A 17647-nucleotide genomic window follows, 5' to 3' on the forward strand; every position below is an offset into this window, starting at 1 on the left:
CGGTTTTCTGTCAATCTGGCGGGCAAGCAGCGGTTTGCGCGCTTCGTCGCAGGCGAGTGGCCGGCATTGCCGGCCCGCCCGCAGCGCGCTAAGACCGGGAGAACGGGAAAAGCGCATGGCCGACACGGACGACAATCAGGAACGGCAGGGCGAGACGATCACCCTTTACGAGGCGGTCGGCGGCGATGTTGCCGTGCGCGCGCTCACGCACCGGTTCTACCAACTGATGGATACGTTGCCGGAAGCCGCGCGCTGTCGCGCCATCCACCCGCCGGATCTCTCCGGCAGCGAGGAAAAGCTCTACGAATACCTGACCGGCTGGCTTGGCGGCCCGCCGCTCTATACGCAAAAACGCGGCCATCCCATGCTGCGCCGCCGCCACTTCGTGGCGCCGATCGGGCCGGCGGAGCGCGACGAATGGCTGCTCTGCTTCGTCCGCGCACTGGAAGAGACCGTGCCGAGCGAGGGCCTGCGCACCATCATCCTCGAGCCGGTGACGCGGCTTGCACACCACATGCAGAACCAGGAATGAACCCGATGGCGTTTTCGCTCCGCTCCGCGACCTTGCTCGTCGCCGGCCTGATGGGCCTCACCGGCGTCGTCACCGCGGCCGCCGCCTCGCATGGCAGCGATCCGCGCCTGATGGCCGGCGCCTCCGCCATGTGCCTTGCCCATGCGCCGGCGCTGATTGCGCTCTACGCCGCCTGGCCGACCATGCGCACGGCACCGCTCGCCGCCCTGCTGCTCGCGATCGGCACGGCGATCTTCGCCGGCGATCTCGTCCTGCGGCATGCAGCGGGGCACGGCCTCTTCCCGATGTCGGCGCCGACCGGCGGCGTGATCATGATGGCGGGTTGGCTTGCCGTGGCGCTCGGCGCGTTCCTGCCGAAACGGCAGGCCTGACCTCAGCGCTTCGGAATACGGGCAAAGCGCAGCAGGTTGCCGTGTGGATCGTGGATATAAAACTCTTCCATGTTCCACGCCCGCACCGCCATCGGCGTCAGCGTCGGCACATCGCGTTCGCTGAACTCGCGGTGCAGGTCACCAATACCGCCGCCGCGCAGATAGACGGAGGTGCGTTCGCAGAGCGTCCGGTCGTCGGTGAGCCGAAAGTGCAGCTCCATGTCGGGGCGGCGAAGGATGAGATAATCGTCCGCCCGATACACGACCTCGCTAAAGCCGAGCAGCGTCGTATAGAAATCGAACGTCTGCTGGATATCGAGGGACGGCAGGACCGGCAGCACCTCGATGCGGTCGGGATTCTCGGCCATGCTCATGCGCCCTCCACCAGGCTGAATCCCTCGAATTTCGGCGGGCCGAGATAGATGGCCCGGTTGTCGGCGGCGTTCTTGTGCGCCTGCCGAAAGTTCTCCGATTTCGTCCAGGCGGTGAAATCGTCCTTGCTCGCCCAGACGGAATGGGAGGCGAAGAGGGTGTAGCCCTCTTCCGCATTGGTATCGCCCCGCAGCAGATGGAAGGACTGGAAGCCGGGCATATCCGCCAGACTGGAATCCCGCCCCTTCCAGATGTTTTCAAAGGCCTCTTCGTGGCCGACGACAATCCGGAAGCGGTTCATGGCGAAGAACATGGAAGACCTCGACGTCAGAGTGAATCCCGCCGCACAGGACGCGGCGCAGGAAACGCTACGACATTGTCGTTGCGCGCTTCAAGAGCGGACGTGCCTTCGAAGCTCGGCAGACGCGCCGGCGGGCGGGCGCTTGCCACCGGGAACTCCGTGACATTCTCGCTTTCCAGCGCTTCCGCACGACGGGTCAGCAGGGCGTACAGTTCCGGGATCAGGCCGTCGCCATTCTGCGCGGCGAGCTTGTGCAGGCCGATCATCATGACGGCATCGGGTCTTTCATTGTTCACTGGGCAGTGCCTTCCTGGCTCATGCTCTGCAGGGCGCGCTCGAAGGAGGATTTGCTGCCATTGCGCAGCGGCACGAAGGCCTTCTCCCACTTCTTGCAGCCCGTCTTCACGCGGATGCAGGCATCATGGCTGATACAGTCGATGGGGCAGAAGACGCAGTCGACCGAAGGCAGAACGTTGTCGATGCGCGAAACCGCTTCGCGCAAGCCCCCATCGTGATGGATGAGGTTGGCGCCGTAGGAGCTGGCGATCTGGCGCAGATGCGCCACCTGGCAATCCCGTCCGCCGACATAGAGGAAGCTACGCCCTTCGAGCATGGCCTTGCTTTCGGACTTCTGGGCCGCCTCGGCCGGCTGGCGGGCCTGCTGCTGTTGCCTGTGCTTCTCGCGCATCGCCTTCCTCTCCGCTTCGCCGGTCCGGCGCTTGATCTTGGTGACTTCCACGCTGCGCGGCGCCTGTGGCGCCTGCACGTCTACCCTGGGAGCAGCAACTGGCGCTGCCACCGGCATCGGCTCCTGTGCAACCGCGATCTGTTTCTTGAGCGCGACAACCTGGCGTTCCAGGTCCGCGATGCGTCGGTCGCGCTCGGCAACCGCTGCCTTCAGGATCGCGTCAGCACGACCCGCCGTTACATAATTCATGCAGTCATCCCCTTTGCACTCCGCTTCAAGGGCGGAGCCTCAGTGGGGCCAACCTACAAAACTTGATTTTCAGAGTAAAGTATAAACTTGACTACGATAGTCATATTTTATCGCAAAAAATTCCCGCCGATTACGGGGCGGCGGGAATGCCCGTTTCACTTGAAGACGATTGGCACGTTGAAAACCCAGGACGATTTGCCGGCATTCTCGGGAATCTTGGCGAATGGTGCCGCGCGCTGAACCGAATCGAGTGCCGCCTTGTCCACCGCTGCCTCGCCGGAGCTGCGTGCGACGCGGATGCCGCTCGCCTGGCCGCTGGCGTTGATAACAAAACTCACAACCACGCTCCCCCGCTTGCCCCCCGCCACACGCCGTTTGGCACGGTTGATCTTGTTACGGACCTTGCCTGGATAATTGCTGACGGTGCTGTCGCCAGCGACGGAGGAATTGCCCTTCTTCTGGCCACCGACAGCAGCGGCTTTGACATCGGCCGACCCGTCGATCTCACCCTTCTTGGCGTTCTGCTTGGACTTGCCTTCCTCGCCGGCCTTCCTGACGGGCTTCTGCTTCGGCTTCTTGCGCTCGACCTTCTTGACCGGCTCTTCCTTCTTCGCTTCCGGAACCGGCTTGATCTCCTGCTCCGGCTCGACTTCCGGCTTGATCTCCGGGATCGGGATCGCGGCAATCTCCACTTCGGCGGAAGGAACAATCAGCTCTTCGACCGGTTCGGAAACGACGGGGTCGGTCGGCTGCACCGTTTCGGTCAATTCAGGCTCGATTTCGGTCGGTTGGATCTCCGCGACCCGCTGCGGCGTGGTCTCGGCCACGTCAGGCTGGATGGCCTCGGGCGCAATAGCATCTTCGGGCTTGCCGGCTTCAGTCGCATCGAAGGCGCCATTGCCCAGCATCGCCACTTCCGCCACGACGCCGCCGGCCATCATGGCCTGCTGCTCTTCCGGCGCCGGCGCCATGGTCAGGATGGCTGCAGCGGTCGCGTGTGCAAGCAGGGAAAACACACCTCCGCCGACCCAAAGCCACTTGCTTCCAGACATGATATCACCCGTCATTCCGTTTCATGCGGCGCAGCCCGTCATGTACTGCGCAACTCAACCGTCTTCAGCCTTCGAGGCCGGCCGCCGCCTTGGTGCGCGTGACGATGCCGTCCATGCAGCGCCCTTTCTCAAGGCCCGTGCCTTCGCAGACCGGCGCATCGTTGATCAGCAGGTTCTTCACCGTCTCGCACTTGACGCCCGGCACGTCGAACTGGCGCACCTTCGACTTGCCGGCCGGCAGTTCGCGGAAATCGAGCAGCGCCAGGCGTTCCACCGTGCCCTTGTCGTTGAAGATGACGAATTCGAAGGACACTTTCGAAATGTCCTGCGCAAAACCGTTGACCGCGAGGAACGTGAACAGGCAGCCCTTCTGCGAACCGGCAAGCGCATTCAGTTCCACTTCCAGTGCCTTGGGCGCTGCGGCCTCCTGAGCTGCGACACTCGTGATGCCGGGAACGGAAAGCATCGCCGAAAGAAGAAGGGTGCGTACGGTCATGGCTCGCCTGTTCGATAGTGGTTTGGTTCGGCCGAGAGCGACGGCCGGGCATACTGTAGCCGGTCAACGCCAGAATTAACATGACTTTTGGATACCGGTATTGCGTGCATAGATAAATATGAGTAATGAAGTCAAGATAGTAACCGCCAAAATCCTGTCAAACCGCTGTTCCGCCAACGAAATTCACCGGAACGTGATGGCCATGGGACGGATGGCATCCCGCATTTCGATCAAGGCCGCGCCCATGACCAACACGACCCGACCGACCCCCGCAGAAATCCGCGCCTTCCGCGCTGAAAACCCGAAGATGCGCGAACGCGACATCGCCGCCCAGCTTGGCATTTCGGAGGCGGCGCTCGTTGCTGCGGAAGTCGGCCTCACGGCCGTGCGTATCGACGGCAGCGCCAACCGCTTCCTCGAGCGTTCGGAAGCCCTTGGCGAGGTCATGGCGCTGACCCGCAACGAGAGCGTCGTGCATGAGAAGATCGGCGTGTTCGAGAAGATCACCCCCGGCAAACATGCCTCGATCGTGCTCGGCGAGAACATTGACCTGCGCATCTTCCCGGGCACCTGGGCGCACGGTTTTGCCGTGACCAAGACGGACGGCGACCAGGTGCGCCGCAGCCTGCAGTTCTTCGACAAGGCCGGCATGGCCGTGCACAAGGTGCACCTGCGCCCCGCCTCCAATCTCGAAGCCTACGAGGCCATCGTCGCCGACTTCCGCCTGGAAGACCAGTCGCAGGATTTCGTCGAGGTGGTTTCCGAAAAGGTCGACGACACCGGTCCGGTCGATGTCGCGGCACTGCGGGAAAACTGGGCTTCCATGACCGACACGCACCAGTTCTTCGGCATGCTGCGGAAGCTGAAGATCGGCCGCCAGGACGCCGTGCGCAGCGTCGGCGAGGATTTCGCCCATGAAGTGCGCGCCGATGCCGTCGGCGACCTGATGCGCGCCGCCGCAGAGCGTGACGCCGACATCATGTGTTTTGTCGGCAACCACGGCACGATCCAGATCCACACCGGCCCGGTGAAGAACATCCAGCCGATGGGCCCATGGCTCAACGTGATGGATCCGACGTTCCACATGCATCTGCGCATGGACCACATCGCCGAATGTTGGGTGGTCCGCAAGCCGACCGTCGATGGCCATGTCACCTCGCTCGAAGCCTATGATGCGAGCGGCGAGATGATCATCCAGTTCTTCGGCAAGCGGAAGGAAGGCATGACGGAGCGCGCCGACTGGCGCGAAATCCTCGACAGCCTGCCGCGCCCCGACAGCGTCGCCGCCTGAGGCAAGCCAGGCCCGGCAGCGTCCGGACCTGTACGAAACAAAGAGACAGAGCCTTTCCGCGGCCCGGTTCGCCAGGAAAGGCTCGCGCTACCCGCGAAGGATACGACCATGAGCAAGAGCTTCGATTTCCGCCGCGCCCGCCCTTGGGAAGTGGCCCTCACGGTCTTTGCCCTCTCCGCGCCGATGCTCCTGCCGCTCGCCACGCCCGGCGAGAACGGCTTCATCCGCAAGGCCGTCGCGCAGGAGATGCAGCAGGTCGACAGCTCGAAACTCGTCGCCATCGGCGGCGCCGTGACGGAAATCGTCTATGCGCTCGGCGAAGGTGGACGCCTTGTCGCCCGCGATTCCACCAGCACCTTCCCGGAAGAAGCCGTGAAGCTGCCGGATGTCGGCTACATGCGCCAGCTTTCGCCGGAGGGCGTCATCGCCGTCAACCCGACCGCCATCCTCGCCGTCGAAGGCAGCGGCCCGCCGGATGCGCTGGCCGTGTTGAAGAGCGCCGGCATTCCCTTCGAGACCGTTCCGGAAGGCTATGACCGGGCAGCGATCCTCAAGAAGATCGACGTCGTCGGGAAATTCCTCGGTGTGCCGGACAAGGCCAAGGCGCTGGAAACCGAAGTCGCGGCCGATCTCGACGCCGCCATCGCGGATGCCGCCAAGCGGCCGGAAAACGAGCGCAAGCGCGTGCTCTTCATCCTCAGCTTCCAGAACGGCAAGATCATGGCTGCCGGCGGCCATACCGCCGCCGATGGCATCATCGGCCTTGCCGGTGCGATCAATGCCACGGAGGGCGCCTTCGAGGGCTACAAGCCGGTCACTGACGAGGCGATCATCAAGGGCAAGCCCGACGTCATCATGGTCATGACCCGCCCCGGCGCCGGCAGCAGCGACGAGGAAATCCTCGCCCATCCGGCAATTTCCGTAACACCGGCAGGCGAGAACAAGGCGATCCTGCGCATGAACAGCCTGCACCTGCTCGGCTTCGGCCCGCGCACCGCCTCGGCTATCCGCGATCTCAACAAAGAACTCTACGGCAATGTCTCTCAATGATGCCGTGCGCGGCAACAGCGCGCGCGGTCTTTCCCTGATGCGCTCCGTTCAGTCCCGGCCCGCCGGCGACCGGACGGCCATCGCGCGGCTGACTCTTGCAGTCCTTGCGCTCGTTTCGCTCGTCGCCCTCGCCGTTTCGATCACCACCGGCGCGTCGGACGCATCCGCGCTCAACGTCATTGGCGCGCTCTTCACCGGCTCGGATGACACGGCGCTCAGCATGCGCGACCATATTATCGTCTTCGACATCCGCATGCCGCGCGCGCTGCTCGGTTTCCTGATCGGCGCGGGGCTCGCCATGTCCGGCGCGGTCATGCAGGGCCTCTTCCGAAACCCACTTGCCGATCCTGCCCTTGTTGGCATTTCCTCCGGCTCGGCACTCGGCGCGGTTCTGATGATCGTGCTCGGCGCCAGCCTGCCGCCTGCGCTGATGATTGCGCTCGGCGCTTTCGCCCTGCCGATCGCCGCTTTCGCCGGTGGCCTTCTCACGACGCTGCTCCTGTACCGTATCGCCACGCGCGGCGGACAAACCTCCGTCGCCACCATGCTGCTGGCAGGCATCGCGATTTCCGCGCTCGCCGCCGCCATCACCGGCATCCTCATCTACATGGCCGACGACAAGCAGCTGCGCGACATCACCTTCTGGAGCCTCGGCTCGCTGTCCGGCATGACCTGGGCAAAGCTGTTCGCCGCCGGGCCGATCATTCTCCTGGCGCTCGTCGTCGTGCCCTTCCTGTCGCGCGGCCTCAACGCCATCACGCTCGGCGAGGCCGCGGCCTTCCATATGGGCGTCAAGGTGCAGCGACTGAAATACATTGCCATCGTCTCGGTTGCCGGCGCCGTCGGCGCTTCGGTCGCCGTCAGCGGCGGCATCGGTTTCGTCGGCATCGTCGTGCCGCATCTGCTGCGCATCGTCATCGGCCCGGATCACCGCTACCTGCTGCCGGCCTCCGCCCTGTTCGGCGGCGTGCTGATGCTCGGTGCCGACATGCTGGCCCGCACCATCGTGGCGCCGGCCGAACTGCCGATCGGCATCATCACGGCGCTTGCCGGTGCCCCGTTCTTCCTCTGGGTGCTGCTGCGGGACCGCACGCGCAACGGCTGGTAGGACTTATGATCACCGCAAGAAACCTCACGGTCAGCCTCTCCGGCAAGACCATCGTGCACGGCGTGTCGCTGGATGCAAAAGCCGGTCAGCTGACCGCCATCGTCGGCCCGAACGGCTCCGGCAAGACGACGACGATGAAGGCCATTGCCGGCGAACTGCCGAGCAAGGGCGAGATCACCATCAACGGCCACGCGCTTGGTAGCCTCGAACCCTGGCAACTGGCCGTGAAGCGCGCGGTGCTGCCGCAGGCGGCCACCATCGCCTTCCCCTTCACCGTGCGCGAAATCGTCCGCCTCGGCCTCACCGTGGGGCCGAACCGGCACGCCGACCGCATCGAGGCGATCACCTCGGATGCCCTGGCCGCCGTCGACCTCTCGGGTTTTGCCGGCCGCTTCTATCAGGAGCTTTCCGGCGGTGAACAGCAGCGCGTGCAGCTTGCCCGCGTGCTCTCGCAGATCTGGGAGCCGGTGCTCGATGGCGAACCCTGCTTCCTGATGCTCGACGAGCCGGTCTCCGCGCTCGACATCCGCCACCAGTTGACGATCATGCAGCTTGCCCGGCGTTATTGCGAAGGCGGCGGCGGCGTCATCGCGGTCATGCATGACCTCAACCTCACCGCCATGTTCGCCGACCATATGGTGATGATGAAGAACGGCCGCATCGAGCGCTCGGGTGCCCCGGCCGACGTCATGACGGACGACGCCATGGAAGCGGTCTTCGGCTGCCGCATGCGCATCAATGGCGTGCCGGCAGTGGGCGTTCCCTTCGTCCTGCCGCACACCGCTTCGGCCTGATTTTCCAGCGTCTTACGGAACCTTTTGCAGCCCTTCGCGTTTCCTGTCCCGGAAAGACCGTTCCGCCAAGGGGGTGGAGCACTGTTTAGCCCGCGCATCGCGCTGGCGACCGCAAAAGGAGAAACGGCATGGCCAACGGACTGTTTTCATCGCGCAGCAAGAGCATCCGCAATGGGCTTCATGACGAGGCGCAAGCCGTCGAGGAGCAGATCGCCGAACTGCGCGAGGAGATCGCCTCCCTCACCCGGCAGCTTTCCAGCGACGCATCGAGCGGCGCAAGCGGCATCCGCAAGAAGGCGCGCGCCGTGAAGGCACAGGCGAGCGACGCGGCCCATGACCTCAAGGATCGTGCCGAGACCGACATCCGCGACATGATCGCCGCCGGCGAGGATATCCTCGCCGATTTCCAGGAACGTTATCGCGATTCCGGCCGTCGTGCCCGCAAGGCCGTGCATGACCATCCGCTGACGACGCTCGGCGTCGCCGCCGCCGCCGGCTTTGTCATCGCAGCCCTGCTGCGCCGCTGACGCCATCCCGATACGCCACGGGCCCGTCCCGTGGCGTCCTTCTTTGCGGAGTTACATGGAATGCTTTCACTGGGGGCCATTCTCATCCAGAACCTCGCCACCCGCGTCACCGACCGGGTGGACGAGACGATGGACATTGCCAAGCGCAACGCGATTGCCGGCCTGGCCATCGGCCTGCTGTTGATCACCGCCTATGTGTTCGGCCTGGTCGCCACGGCGATCCTGCTCTCGGAACGCTACGGCACCGTGCCCGCCCTCTTCGGCCTTGCCGGCGGTTTCCTGCTGCTTGCGCTTATCGTGCTTGCCGTTGTCGCCGCGCGCAACAAACGGGAGCGGGAGCTACGCCGCATTCGCCGCCAGCAACTTGCGGTCCGCCGTGACCTGATGGCAGCGGCAGCGACGGTCGCCGTGAAGAAACCGCTCGCGGCAACGGCCGTCGCCCTCGCACTCGGCTTCCTGCTTGCGCCAAAATCCCGCCGCGACGACTGATCCCGATTTTTGAGACTATATGCCGCTTAGAGCGGCATGCGCACGACGGCGGTCACACCCTTCGGCAGATACTCGACATGCACACTGCTGCCGAGAATCTTGTCGAGGCTGCGTTCGATCAGGATCGAGCCGAAACCCCGGCGACGGGCGGGGTCGACCGGCGGCCCGCCGACCTCATGCCAGGTCATGTTGAGCACGCGGTGGCCTTCTTCGTTCATTACCCGCGCGGTAATCACGACCTTGCCCGAACGGACCGACAGCGCGCCATATTTACGGGCGTTGGTGGCAAGTTCGTGCAGAACAAGACCCAGCCCGACAGCCTGATCGGGGCCGAGCTCCACCTCGTCCTTGTGGATCTCGATCTGGCTCTCATAGTCGAGCGCATAGGGCATGATCTGCTTCTGCAGCAGCATCTTCAGGTGAATGCCGCCCCATTCGTGATCGCTGAGCAGGCCATGCGCCTCGGAGAGCGATTGCAGCCGCCCGGCAAACGCATCCATGAACTCGACGGGATCGCTCGTCTGGCGCAGGGTCTGGCGGGCCAGTGATTGCAGCATGGCCAGCGTGTTCTTGACCCGATGGTTCAACTCGCGCAGCAGGAGGCGCGTGCGTTCGGAGGCAAGCTGCCCTTCGGTAACGTCGATATTGATGCCGAGGAACGTGATCGGGCGCCCATCGGCATCCTTTTCATGCACCCGGCCGCGGCCAAGCAGCCAACGGCCCGATTTCGCCGACCGGAAGAGCCCGTCATATTCGTTGCCGGTGGCAAGCGCATTGCGCAGTTGACCGATGGTGTTCTTTCGATCCGCCGGATGCACCGCCATGAAGAATTTTCGCGCGCTCATCGGCTTGGCCGGCTTGACGCCAAGCATGCGGTAGAAGGTCTCGTTACCGGAGACCATCCCCGTCGAGAGATCCCACAGCCAGCTCGCCACATTTGCCGCGTCGAGCGCCAGGGAATGGCGCTTCTCGTCGCGCGACAGCATCTCCGCCGTCATCGCCCGCCGCCGCGCCTCCTCCTTCAGCTTGACGAGCGAGGCCGCAAGCGAGGCAAGCTGTTTCAACCGTGCCGGAAGTTCCGGAGCGACATGCGCATGGGCTTTGACATCGAAGACGCAGACCGTACCGATCGGCTGGCTATCGACGACGACCGAAACGCCGGCATAGAAGCGCAGATGCGGCGCACCGACGACGCTTGGCAATCCGGCGAAACGAGGATCCTTGCGGGCATCCGCTATGACAAGCGGCTCGTTGCCGTTCTCGGCAATCATGCGGGCGCAGAAAGAGTCTTGTGACGGCGCGCGGATTTCCGGCGTGCCTTGGCGGGCAAGGAACCACTGGTCCGTTCGGCCGAGCAGGGTGACGAGAGAAATCGGCGCGCCGAAGAGACCGGCCGCCAGGGAGGCTATGTCGTCAAAATCGGGATCAGGTCCGAGAAAGACAGGCATCGCTGTTTCGACCGCCGCCAGACGGGCCGGCGCCTCGAGAACGGCGATAACATCGCATGACAATGGCTGGACGTTGTCTTTCATGCGCCTCTGGTATGCGATTCCGCGTTCGTTTTCACGCCGATTGACGGCGGCAAACGCCTATTCGCACCAATCCCCTCAAAAATGTCCGCCGCCCGCCTGAAAAGGCGGGCGGCATGGTTTTCATCACGATGCGAATGCGCGCGAGGTTATCGGCGCGGAAATCGAATCGGGACCGTAATCGCTTTCGCCGCTCACCTGCAGAAGTTCCTGCAGTCGCTGGCGGGCGCGGTTGACCCGGCTCTTGATCGTACCGAGCGCGCAACCGCAAATCTCGGCCGCCTCCTCATAGGAAAAACCGGACGCCCCGACCAGAATGATCGCTTCACGCTGCTCGTCCGGCAGCTTTTCCAGGGCTTTCTTGAAGTCCTGCATGTCAAGCGAACCGTACTGCGAGGGGTGCTGCGCCAGGTTTTCCGTGAAGATACCGTCGCTGTCCTGCACCTCGCGGCCGCGCTTGCGCATCTTGCTGTAGAGTTCATTGCGCAGGATCGTGAAAAGCCAGGCCTTCATGTTCGTGCCCATTTCGAACTGTTCCTGCTTCGCCCAGGCCTTCATGATCGTGTCCTGCACGAGGTCATCCGCCTGGTCATGCCGGCCGGTCAAGGAAATGGCAAAGGCGCGCAGGCTCGGGAGAACCGCAAGGAGTTCGCGTTTAAAAGTCGTCTGCCCCTGTTCCATCATACCCTCACTCGGCCCGCCGAACGCCGTTTTCGACAGCGTCCAATTTTTCGAGAAGGTCCAGGAACCTCTGGGGAAGCGCCTCCTCCTGTACCGAATGGTAGAAGGCGCGAAGCTTCGTTGCAATCTGGGCATTCGGGTCGCCCGCGGTTTTGGGAGGCATCCCCCTGCTTGTTTTCTTTTCCACGCTAATCACTCTTGGCCACTTTCATTTTCATCTGTGCCCTGTCTCAGACTTCGGCGTGGAAATGCCCTGCACCAAAAAAAGTTCCATGCCCCGGAACCAAAATTTGGCTTCCGCGTTCAAACCGTCAACTGCCATTGCCGCATTTCAAGAACAGGGGAACAATCATGCCGATTTCCGACCGCATCGGGCCGCACCTCCCGGCGTTGCGCCGTTACGCGCGCGCGCTCACAGGAACCCAATCCTCTGGCGATGCTTATGTCGCCGCCACACTCGAAACCATTCTCATCGATACCTCCGTCATGCCGGAAGGCGGCGACGACAGGACAAAGCTCTTCGGGCTCCTGACCCGCATCGTCTCCTCCCTGCCCATCTCCATGACCCGCGGCGCAGGATCGGTCGCACCCGGCATGGAGGCACCGTACGACCTCTCCGGAGTTCCCCCGCTCGGCCGCCAGGCCCTGCTGCTTGCGACGGTCGAAGGCTTTTCGGTCGAGAAGACGGCGGAAATCCTGGAGGCGCAGGAGAGCACCATCCGCGCCCTGCTCGACACGGCCTTTGCCGACATCGCAGCGCAGGCCGAGACCGGCATCATGATCATTGAGGACGAGCCGCTGATCGCGCTCGACCTCGCCCATATGGTGAGCGGCATGGGCCATCGCGTGACCGGCATCGCCCGCACCCAGGCCGAGGCCGAGACGCTCTGGAGCGACAGCCGTCCTGGCCTCGTGCTTGCGGATGTCAGACTGGCCGATGGCAGTTCCGGCATCGACGCCGTGAACGCGATCCTCGCGAGAACGACAATCCCGGTCATCTTCATCACCGCCTATCCCGAGCGGCTGCTCACCGGCGAACGGCCGGAACCGGCCTTCCTCGTTTCCAAACCCTTCAATCCGGAGCAAGTGAAGGTCCTCATCAACCAGGCCCTTCTCTTTACCCCGCAAGCGCACGCCGCGGCTTAATCTCGCTCCCGGATGGCCGCAGCGGCGGCGCGGCCGGCGGCGGTGGGTTGGCACATCCACCGCCGCCTTCGTATTTCCAGGAATGTCCTGCACAAAAGAAAACAGCCAGCGCCTCGGGGGCACTGGCTGCTTGAGGTTCCACGAACCGGAGGGGGACACGGTTTCGTGGTCAATCACCAGTCGAGGGCCTCGCATCTTGGGGGATATGCGCGGACCGGTGATGACACAGAAACACGCGCCATGCGATTTGGTTCCGCCCGGTTGCAAATTTTTTTGAGATTTTTTTCAGTCGATCGTTTCGAGCTCTTCGCGGTGCCTTTGGAGGGCAAGAAACCGGCGATAATCACGGTCGAAACTCGCCCTTCGACCGGCATCCGGCAGAAACTCGGTACCACCTGGATACATGGCGGCACCCGCGGCCGACAGGTCGGCATGGAGCCCGCCGGCGACGGCGGCGACCATCGCCGTTCCAAGCAGTACGGCATCATTCGTATCGGGCACGACGACACGGCAACCCGTGACATCGCGGTAAAGCTCCATCAGCAACGGATTGCGAACATGGCCGCCCGCGACGTGCAACGTATCGAGCGGATAGCCGCACTCACCGAGCTTGTCGAGGATATGGCGGATGCCGAGGGCGATGCCGACGCAGGTGCGCCAATAGAGCCGGCACAGACTGTCGAAGGACGCATCGAGCGGCAGGCCGCTGATAACGCCCAGCGCATGCGGATCGGCAAGCGGCGAACGGTTGCCATGAAAATCCGGCAGGACATGCAGCCGGGCGGCGAACGCCTCGCCCTCCTGCGCCTGCAATTCGCGAATGCGGGTGACGATGCGGGCGTGGTTGGCCACCGACGGCTCGCCGCCCGCGCTATGCGCCCGCACGATGTGGTCGAGCAGCGCCCCGGTCGCCGACTGGCCGCCTTCGACCAGCCACCAGCCCGGCAACACAGCCTCATAATACGGTCCCCACATGCCGAAGCCGAATTTTTCCGCACGCGAAAAAGCGACGATGCAGCTCGACGTTCCACCGATCAGCGCCAGCTGGCGTTCCAGCTTTTCCGGTTGGCCGGCGAAAGGACCGAGCACGCCGAACGTACCGGCATAGGCGTCGATCAGGCCGCTTGCGACGACGCAGCCGGTATCAAGGCCGAGGTCGCGGGCAGCCTCGGCCGTCAGCCGCCCGACGGCCTCGCCGACCGCCAGCGTCTTGTCCGGAAGCGATCCGCGCACACGCACGTCCTCCAGCCCGATCGCCGATAGAAAGCTCTCGCTCCACGGCTTTTCCGCATGGGCGAGGTAGTTCCATTTGGCCGTCATCGTGCAGCGCGAGCGTGCATTCGAGCCGGTGGCCCGCCAGGTCATGAAATCGGCGAGGTCAAAGAAGTAGCCCGCCTTCGCCCATTGCCCCGGCTGGTGACGCTTCAGCCACATGAGCTTGGGCATCTCCATTTCCGGCGACATGACGTGGCCGGAATGGGCAAGCACCGGATGTCGGGTGGCCGTGCAGATATCGGCTTCTTCGAGCGCACGATGATCGAGCCAGACGATGGTGTCCCAGCGCGCTTCTTCGCCGCCGGAAACGGCAAGCGGCCTGCCCTGCCTGTCGCGCACCACCAGCGAACAGGTCGCGTCGATGCCGAGTGCGGCCACACGGTCAGCCTCGGCCCCTGCAATCGCGCACGCCGCTTTGACCGCAATACAGACGGCCTGCCAGATATTTTCCGAATCGTGTTCCGCGTAGCTTGCGCTCGGCCGGCGCATGGCGATCGGATGCTCTGATCGCGCCAGCAGGGCGCCGCTCCGGTCGAAGACACCGGCGCGCGCACTGCCGGTGCCGATATCCACCGCAACGATCAGATCGCGCATCAATGCTCTTCCCGTCGACCTATTCCGTGCGGACAAACTGTAACAATTCCCGCATGTCGTCAAACAGGGCGTCGGGTTCAAGGCCAAGCAGGGTTTCGCGATGGCGCGGCGTGCGCGCATGGGACCCACCGGTGAAGGCAACCACCCGCATGCCGGCGGATTTTGCCGCCGCAATACCGGCAGGACTGTCCTCGACGACGACGCACCGGGCTGGCTCGACGCCCATCGCAGCACTCGCATGCAGGAAGAGATCGGGCGCGGGCTTGCCGCGCGAGACCATTGTGGCGCTGAAAATATTCGGCTCGAACCGGTCGAGCAGGCCCGTCACGGACAGCGACAGGCGAATGCGCTCCGGCTGGCTGGATGAGGCGACGCAATGGGCAATGCCCAACCCGTCGACCGTCTCGGCAATGCCGTCGATCGGCTGAAGTTCGCTGCGGAACCGCTCGTAGAGCACCTTGCGCATCGCCTCGAGAAAGGCCGCATCGACGGCCAATCCGTATTCGTCGTGCAATATTTCCGACATGCTCTTCAGGCTGCGGCCAAGGAAGCGATCGTGTGCCTCCTCCTCGCTCATCGCGACGCCGGCCGCGGAGAGCGATTCAACCAGAACCGCAAGCGAAATCGGCTCGCTGTCGACGAGCACGCCGTCACAATCGAAGATAACCAGTTCTGTCTCAGTGGCGGCCATGGCTCTCGTTCCGTTTCAGGCCCCCGTGGTAACGTCTGCCCCTTCCGATGGAAAGCCCTGTAATTTCTGGGGTTTCGTCAGCTTGCGAGCTGGTTTTCCAGATAAAGTTTCAGGGTTGCCCGCGTTCCGTTCTGCTGGAGGGACTTCAGCGCAGTGGCAAAGCGTCCCCGGAACAGCTCGGAATCCGCGACAGTGCCGAAGATATCCTTAAGGTCGAGGAAGGCGGCAGGATCGCTCTTCGCGGCAATCGCTGCCGCCTGGATGCGTTCGAAGTTGGGATCATTGAAGCTGATCGCCTTGCCGCCGTCCGTCGTGCCGGCGAGATAATGGCACCACAGCGCCGAGACCAGCGCCAGGCCGGTGACGTCTTCGCCGCGGGAGAGACGGTCGGAGGTCGACGGCAGGATGAATTTCGGCTGGCGGTTGGACCCGTCCTGGGCGAGGCGCGGGATCGTGTCGGCGATCTTGGGGTTCGAGAAGCGGCGCTCGATCAGGGCCAAATAGTCATTGAGGTCCGTATCGGGAACCGGCGGAATGACCGGGATGATCTCCTCGCGCTCCAGCTTGGAAAGGAAGGCGCGGATATCCGCATCCTCCATCGCCTCGTGCACGAAATGAATGTCGAGCAGGGCCGCCGGATAGGCAATCGCCGCGTGGCCGCCATTGAGGATGCGGATCTTCATGTGTTCGTAGGGTGCGACATCCGGCACGAACTGCACGCCGACTTTTTCGAGCGCCGGGCGGCCGAGCGGAAAGTGATCCTCCAGCACCCACTGCTTGTACTCTTCGCAGAACACCGGCCAGGCGTCGTCGATACCGTAGTCATCGGCGGTAATCCCGATCTCGCGGGCGCCGGTCGCCGGCGTGATGCGGTCCACCATGCCGTTCGGAAAGGCGACATGGGCATCGATCCAGTCGGCGAGATCAGGATCGCTCAGTCGCGCGAGGCCGGAGACGGCGGCATGCGTCACTTCGCCATTGCCCGGAATATTGTCGCAGGACATGACGGTGAAAGGCGCAATCCCTCCATCCTTGCGCGCCTTGAGGCCGGCGAGGATCAGGCCGAACACGGTCTTCGGATCGGCGGGATTGGCGGCATCGGCGGCAATCGCCGGATGGGCCGGGTCAAAGGCGCCCGACGCCGGATTGATAAAATAGCCGCCCTCGGTGATGGTCAGCGAGACGATGCGGATCTCCGGGTCGGCAAGCTGGGCAATCGTTGCCACCGCATTGCCGGGCGCGAGGTAATCGATCATCGCAGCGGTGACGCGGGCACCGGACCGGTTGTTGTCCTGCTCCACGACGGTGGTAAGAAAGTCCTGGCCGGCCAGCTTCTCCCGCATCGCCGCATCGGAGGCAAGCACGCCCGCACCGATGATCGCCCAGTCGTGATCGAGGCCGAGATTGAACAGGTCGTCGAGATAGACCGCCTGGTGCGCGCGGTGGAAATTACCGACGCCGAAGTGCACGATGCCCGCCTTGAGGCTGCTGCGCTCATAGGTCGGCACGCCGGCGGTCTTGGCAATGTCCTTGAGGGTGGCAAGCGACAGGTGCGTGGTCATGATCTTATCCTTCCGGTGTGTCCGGGCCGGTGGAGGCGATGCCGCCTCCGGTCTCTGCTCATGCCAGGTCCGCGTTCATGCGGGCCTCAGCTCATCCAGTTGCCGCCATCGACATTGTAGGTCTGCGCGACGATGTAGTTGCTCTCCTCGGAGGCGAGGAAGATCGCCATGCCGGTGAGGTCGTCCGCCGTGCCCATGCGGCCGAACGGCACGGCCTCGCCGACGAGACGTTTCTTTTCACCGCGCGGGTGGTTTTCGTATTTGGCAAAGAGAGCGTCGACCCCGTCCCAGTGCTCGCCGTCGACGACGCCCGGTGCGATGGCATTGACGTTGATGCCGTGTTTGATCAGGTCGAGGCCGGCCGATTGCGTGAGACTGATGACCGCGGCCTTGGTGGCACAATAGACAGCGACCAACGCCTCGCCGCGCCGCCCAGCCTGGCTCGCCATGTTGATGATCTTGCCGCCGCGCCCTTGCGCGATCATCTGCTTGGCCGCCGCCTGCATCGTGAACAGCGTGCCCGAGACATTGATCGCAAACAGCGTCTCGTAGCTGTCCCGGGTGATCTCGACGATCGGCGCGAGGTCGAAGAGTGCTGCATTATTGACGAGGATGTCGATGCCGCCGGCCTCGGAAACACAGGCGGCAATCGCCGCGTCAATCGAACTCTGCTGCGTGACATCGATCTCGACCGCGTAGGCCGCCGGACCGATTTCGCTTGCCGTCACCCGTGCCCGCTCGATGTTGATATCCGCGATGGCGACCCGTGCGCCTTCGCGGATATAGGCTTCCGCGAAGGCCCGGCCGATGCCGCGCGCTGATCCCGTAATCAGCGCACTCCTCCCCTTA

At 63.8% G+C, this 17647-nt stretch carries 22 protein-coding genes; 9 read left to right on the forward strand and 13 right to left on the reverse strand.

Annotation, left to right across the window (positions count from 1 at the left end):
* Window positions 1–115 precede the first annotated feature (115 nt).
* Window positions 116–532, forward strand: coding sequence for a group II truncated hemoglobin (locus GR138_RS04340; RefSeq protein ID WP_160857357.1), 417 nt, complete (start codon window positions 116–118; stop codon window positions 530–532).
* Window positions 533–537: 5 nt separating this feature from the next.
* Complete coding sequence (locus GR138_RS04345) at window positions 538–903, forward strand: DUF423 domain-containing protein (protein ID WP_160857358.1); 366 nt, start codon at window positions 538–540, stop codon at window positions 901–903.
* A gap of 2 nt (window positions 904–905) precedes the next feature.
* Here GR138_RS04345 and GR138_RS04350 read toward each other — a convergent pair whose 3' ends face one another.
* From GR138_RS04350 to GR138_RS04375, 6 genes are all read right to left on the reverse strand, one after another.
* A complete protein-coding gene (locus GR138_RS04350) occupies window positions 906–1271 on the reverse strand; it encodes a bleomycin resistance protein (RefSeq protein WP_160857435.1) in 366 nt (121 codons plus the stop codon).
* A 2-nt stretch (window positions 1272–1273) separates the two neighbouring features.
* On the reverse strand, window positions 1274–1588 hold the full coding sequence (hmuQ, locus tag GR138_RS04355) for a heme-degrading protein HmuQ (RefSeq protein ID WP_160857359.1): 315 nt from the start codon (window positions 1586–1588) through the stop codon (window positions 1274–1276).
* A 14-nt stretch (window positions 1589–1602) separates the two neighbouring features.
* On the reverse strand, window positions 1603–1872 hold the full coding sequence (locus GR138_RS04360) for a hypothetical protein (RefSeq protein WP_160857360.1): 270 nt from the start codon (window positions 1870–1872) through the stop codon (window positions 1603–1605).
* Window positions 1869–2264: a DUF2325 domain-containing protein gene (locus tag GR138_RS04365; protein WP_160857436.1), complete on the reverse strand. Its 396-nt coding sequence runs from the start codon at window positions 2262–2264 to the stop codon at window positions 1869–1871. The genes GR138_RS04360 and GR138_RS04365 overlap by 4 nt, the downstream gene beginning before the upstream one ends.
* A gap of 404 nt (window positions 2265–2668) precedes the next feature.
* Complete coding sequence (locus GR138_RS04370) at window positions 2669–3565, reverse strand: TonB family protein (RefSeq protein ID WP_160857361.1); 897 nt, start codon at window positions 3563–3565, stop codon at window positions 2669–2671.
* Window positions 3566–3629: 64 nt separating this feature from the next.
* Window positions 3630–4031 carry a hypothetical protein gene (locus GR138_RS04375; protein ID WP_246200299.1) on the reverse strand — a complete coding sequence of 134 codons (402 nt, stop codon included), beginning with the start codon at window positions 4029–4031 and terminating at the stop codon, window positions 3630–3632.
* A gap of 274 nt (window positions 4032–4305) precedes the next feature.
* Here GR138_RS04375 and GR138_RS04380 point away from each other — a divergent pair, with 274 nt between their 5' ends.
* From GR138_RS04380 to GR138_RS04405, 6 genes are all read left to right on the forward strand, one after another.
* A complete protein-coding gene (locus GR138_RS04380; RefSeq protein ID WP_160857363.1) occupies window positions 4306–5352 on the forward strand; it encodes a hemin-degrading factor in 1047 nt (348 codons plus the stop codon).
* Window positions 5353–5460: 108 nt separating this feature from the next.
* On the forward strand, window positions 5461–6402 hold the full coding sequence (locus tag GR138_RS04385; RefSeq protein ID WP_160857364.1) for a heme/hemin ABC transporter substrate-binding protein: 942 nt from the start codon (window positions 5461–5463) through the stop codon (window positions 6400–6402).
* Window positions 6389–7510, forward strand: coding sequence for a FecCD family ABC transporter permease (locus GR138_RS04390; protein ID WP_160857365.1), 1122 nt, complete (start codon window positions 6389–6391; stop codon window positions 7508–7510). The genes GR138_RS04385 and GR138_RS04390 overlap by 14 nt, the downstream gene beginning before the upstream one ends.
* Before the next feature lie 5 nt (window positions 7511–7515).
* Window positions 7516–8304: a heme ABC transporter ATP-binding protein gene (locus GR138_RS04395; protein WP_160857366.1), complete on the forward strand. Its 789-nt coding sequence runs from the start codon at window positions 7516–7518 to the stop codon at window positions 8302–8304.
* 128 nt (window positions 8305–8432) lie between these two features.
* Window positions 8433–8831 (forward strand): glycine zipper domain-containing protein, encoded by a 399-nt coding sequence (locus GR138_RS04400; protein ID WP_160857367.1) that lies wholly within the window; start codon window positions 8433–8435, stop codon window positions 8829–8831.
* 60 nt (window positions 8832–8891) lie between these two features.
* Window positions 8892–9320 carry a hypothetical protein gene (locus GR138_RS04405; protein WP_160857368.1) on the forward strand — a complete coding sequence of 143 codons (429 nt, stop codon included), beginning with the start codon at window positions 8892–8894 and terminating at the stop codon, window positions 9318–9320.
* 26 nt (window positions 9321–9346) lie between these two features.
* On the opposite strand, the gene GR138_RS04410 is transcribed toward GR138_RS04405, so the two are convergent.
* From GR138_RS04410 to GR138_RS30790, 3 genes are all read right to left on the reverse strand, one after another.
* On the reverse strand, window positions 9347–10852 hold the full coding sequence (locus GR138_RS04410; protein WP_160857369.1) for a sensor histidine kinase: 1506 nt from the start codon (window positions 10850–10852) through the stop codon (window positions 9347–9349).
* Between the two features lie 123 nt (window positions 10853–10975).
* A complete protein-coding gene (locus GR138_RS04415) occupies window positions 10976–11530 on the reverse strand; it encodes an RNA polymerase sigma factor (RefSeq protein ID WP_160857370.1) in 555 nt (184 codons plus the stop codon).
* A 7-nt stretch (window positions 11531–11537) separates the two neighbouring features.
* Window positions 11538–11693 (reverse strand): NepR family anti-sigma factor, encoded by a 156-nt coding sequence (locus GR138_RS30790; RefSeq protein ID WP_160857437.1) that lies wholly within the window; start codon window positions 11691–11693, stop codon window positions 11538–11540.
* A gap of 188 nt (window positions 11694–11881) precedes the next feature.
* On the opposite strand from GR138_RS30790, the gene GR138_RS04425 reads away from it, so the two are divergent.
* Window positions 11882–12676: a response regulator gene (locus tag GR138_RS04425; protein WP_160857371.1), complete on the forward strand. Its 795-nt coding sequence runs from the start codon at window positions 11882–11884 to the stop codon at window positions 12674–12676.
* A 285-nt stretch (window positions 12677–12961) separates the two neighbouring features.
* Here GR138_RS04425 and GR138_RS04430 read toward each other — a convergent pair whose 3' ends face one another.
* The 4 genes from GR138_RS04430 to GR138_RS04445 form a co-directional block, all read right to left on the reverse strand.
* Complete coding sequence (locus tag GR138_RS04430; RefSeq protein ID WP_160857372.1) at window positions 12962–14545, reverse strand: FGGY-family carbohydrate kinase; 1584 nt, start codon at window positions 14543–14545, stop codon at window positions 12962–12964.
* A 19-nt stretch (window positions 14546–14564) separates the two neighbouring features.
* Entirely contained in the window at window positions 14565–15236 is a 672-nt protein-coding gene (locus GR138_RS04435; protein ID WP_160857373.1) for an HAD family hydrolase, read from the reverse strand.
* Window positions 15237–15313: 77 nt separating this feature from the next.
* Complete coding sequence (locus tag GR138_RS04440) at window positions 15314–16798, reverse strand: mannitol dehydrogenase family protein (protein WP_160857374.1); 1485 nt, start codon at window positions 16796–16798, stop codon at window positions 15314–15316.
* An 86-nt stretch (window positions 16799–16884) separates the two neighbouring features.
* A partial coding sequence (locus GR138_RS04445) for an L-iditol 2-dehydrogenase (protein ID WP_202402486.1) occupies window positions 16885–17647 on the reverse strand: 763 nt, incomplete at its 5' end.

This window comes from Shinella kummerowiae, from assembly GCF_009827055.1.
GTDB classification, from domain to species: domain Bacteria; phylum Pseudomonadota; class Alphaproteobacteria; order Rhizobiales; family Rhizobiaceae; genus Shinella; species Shinella kummerowiae.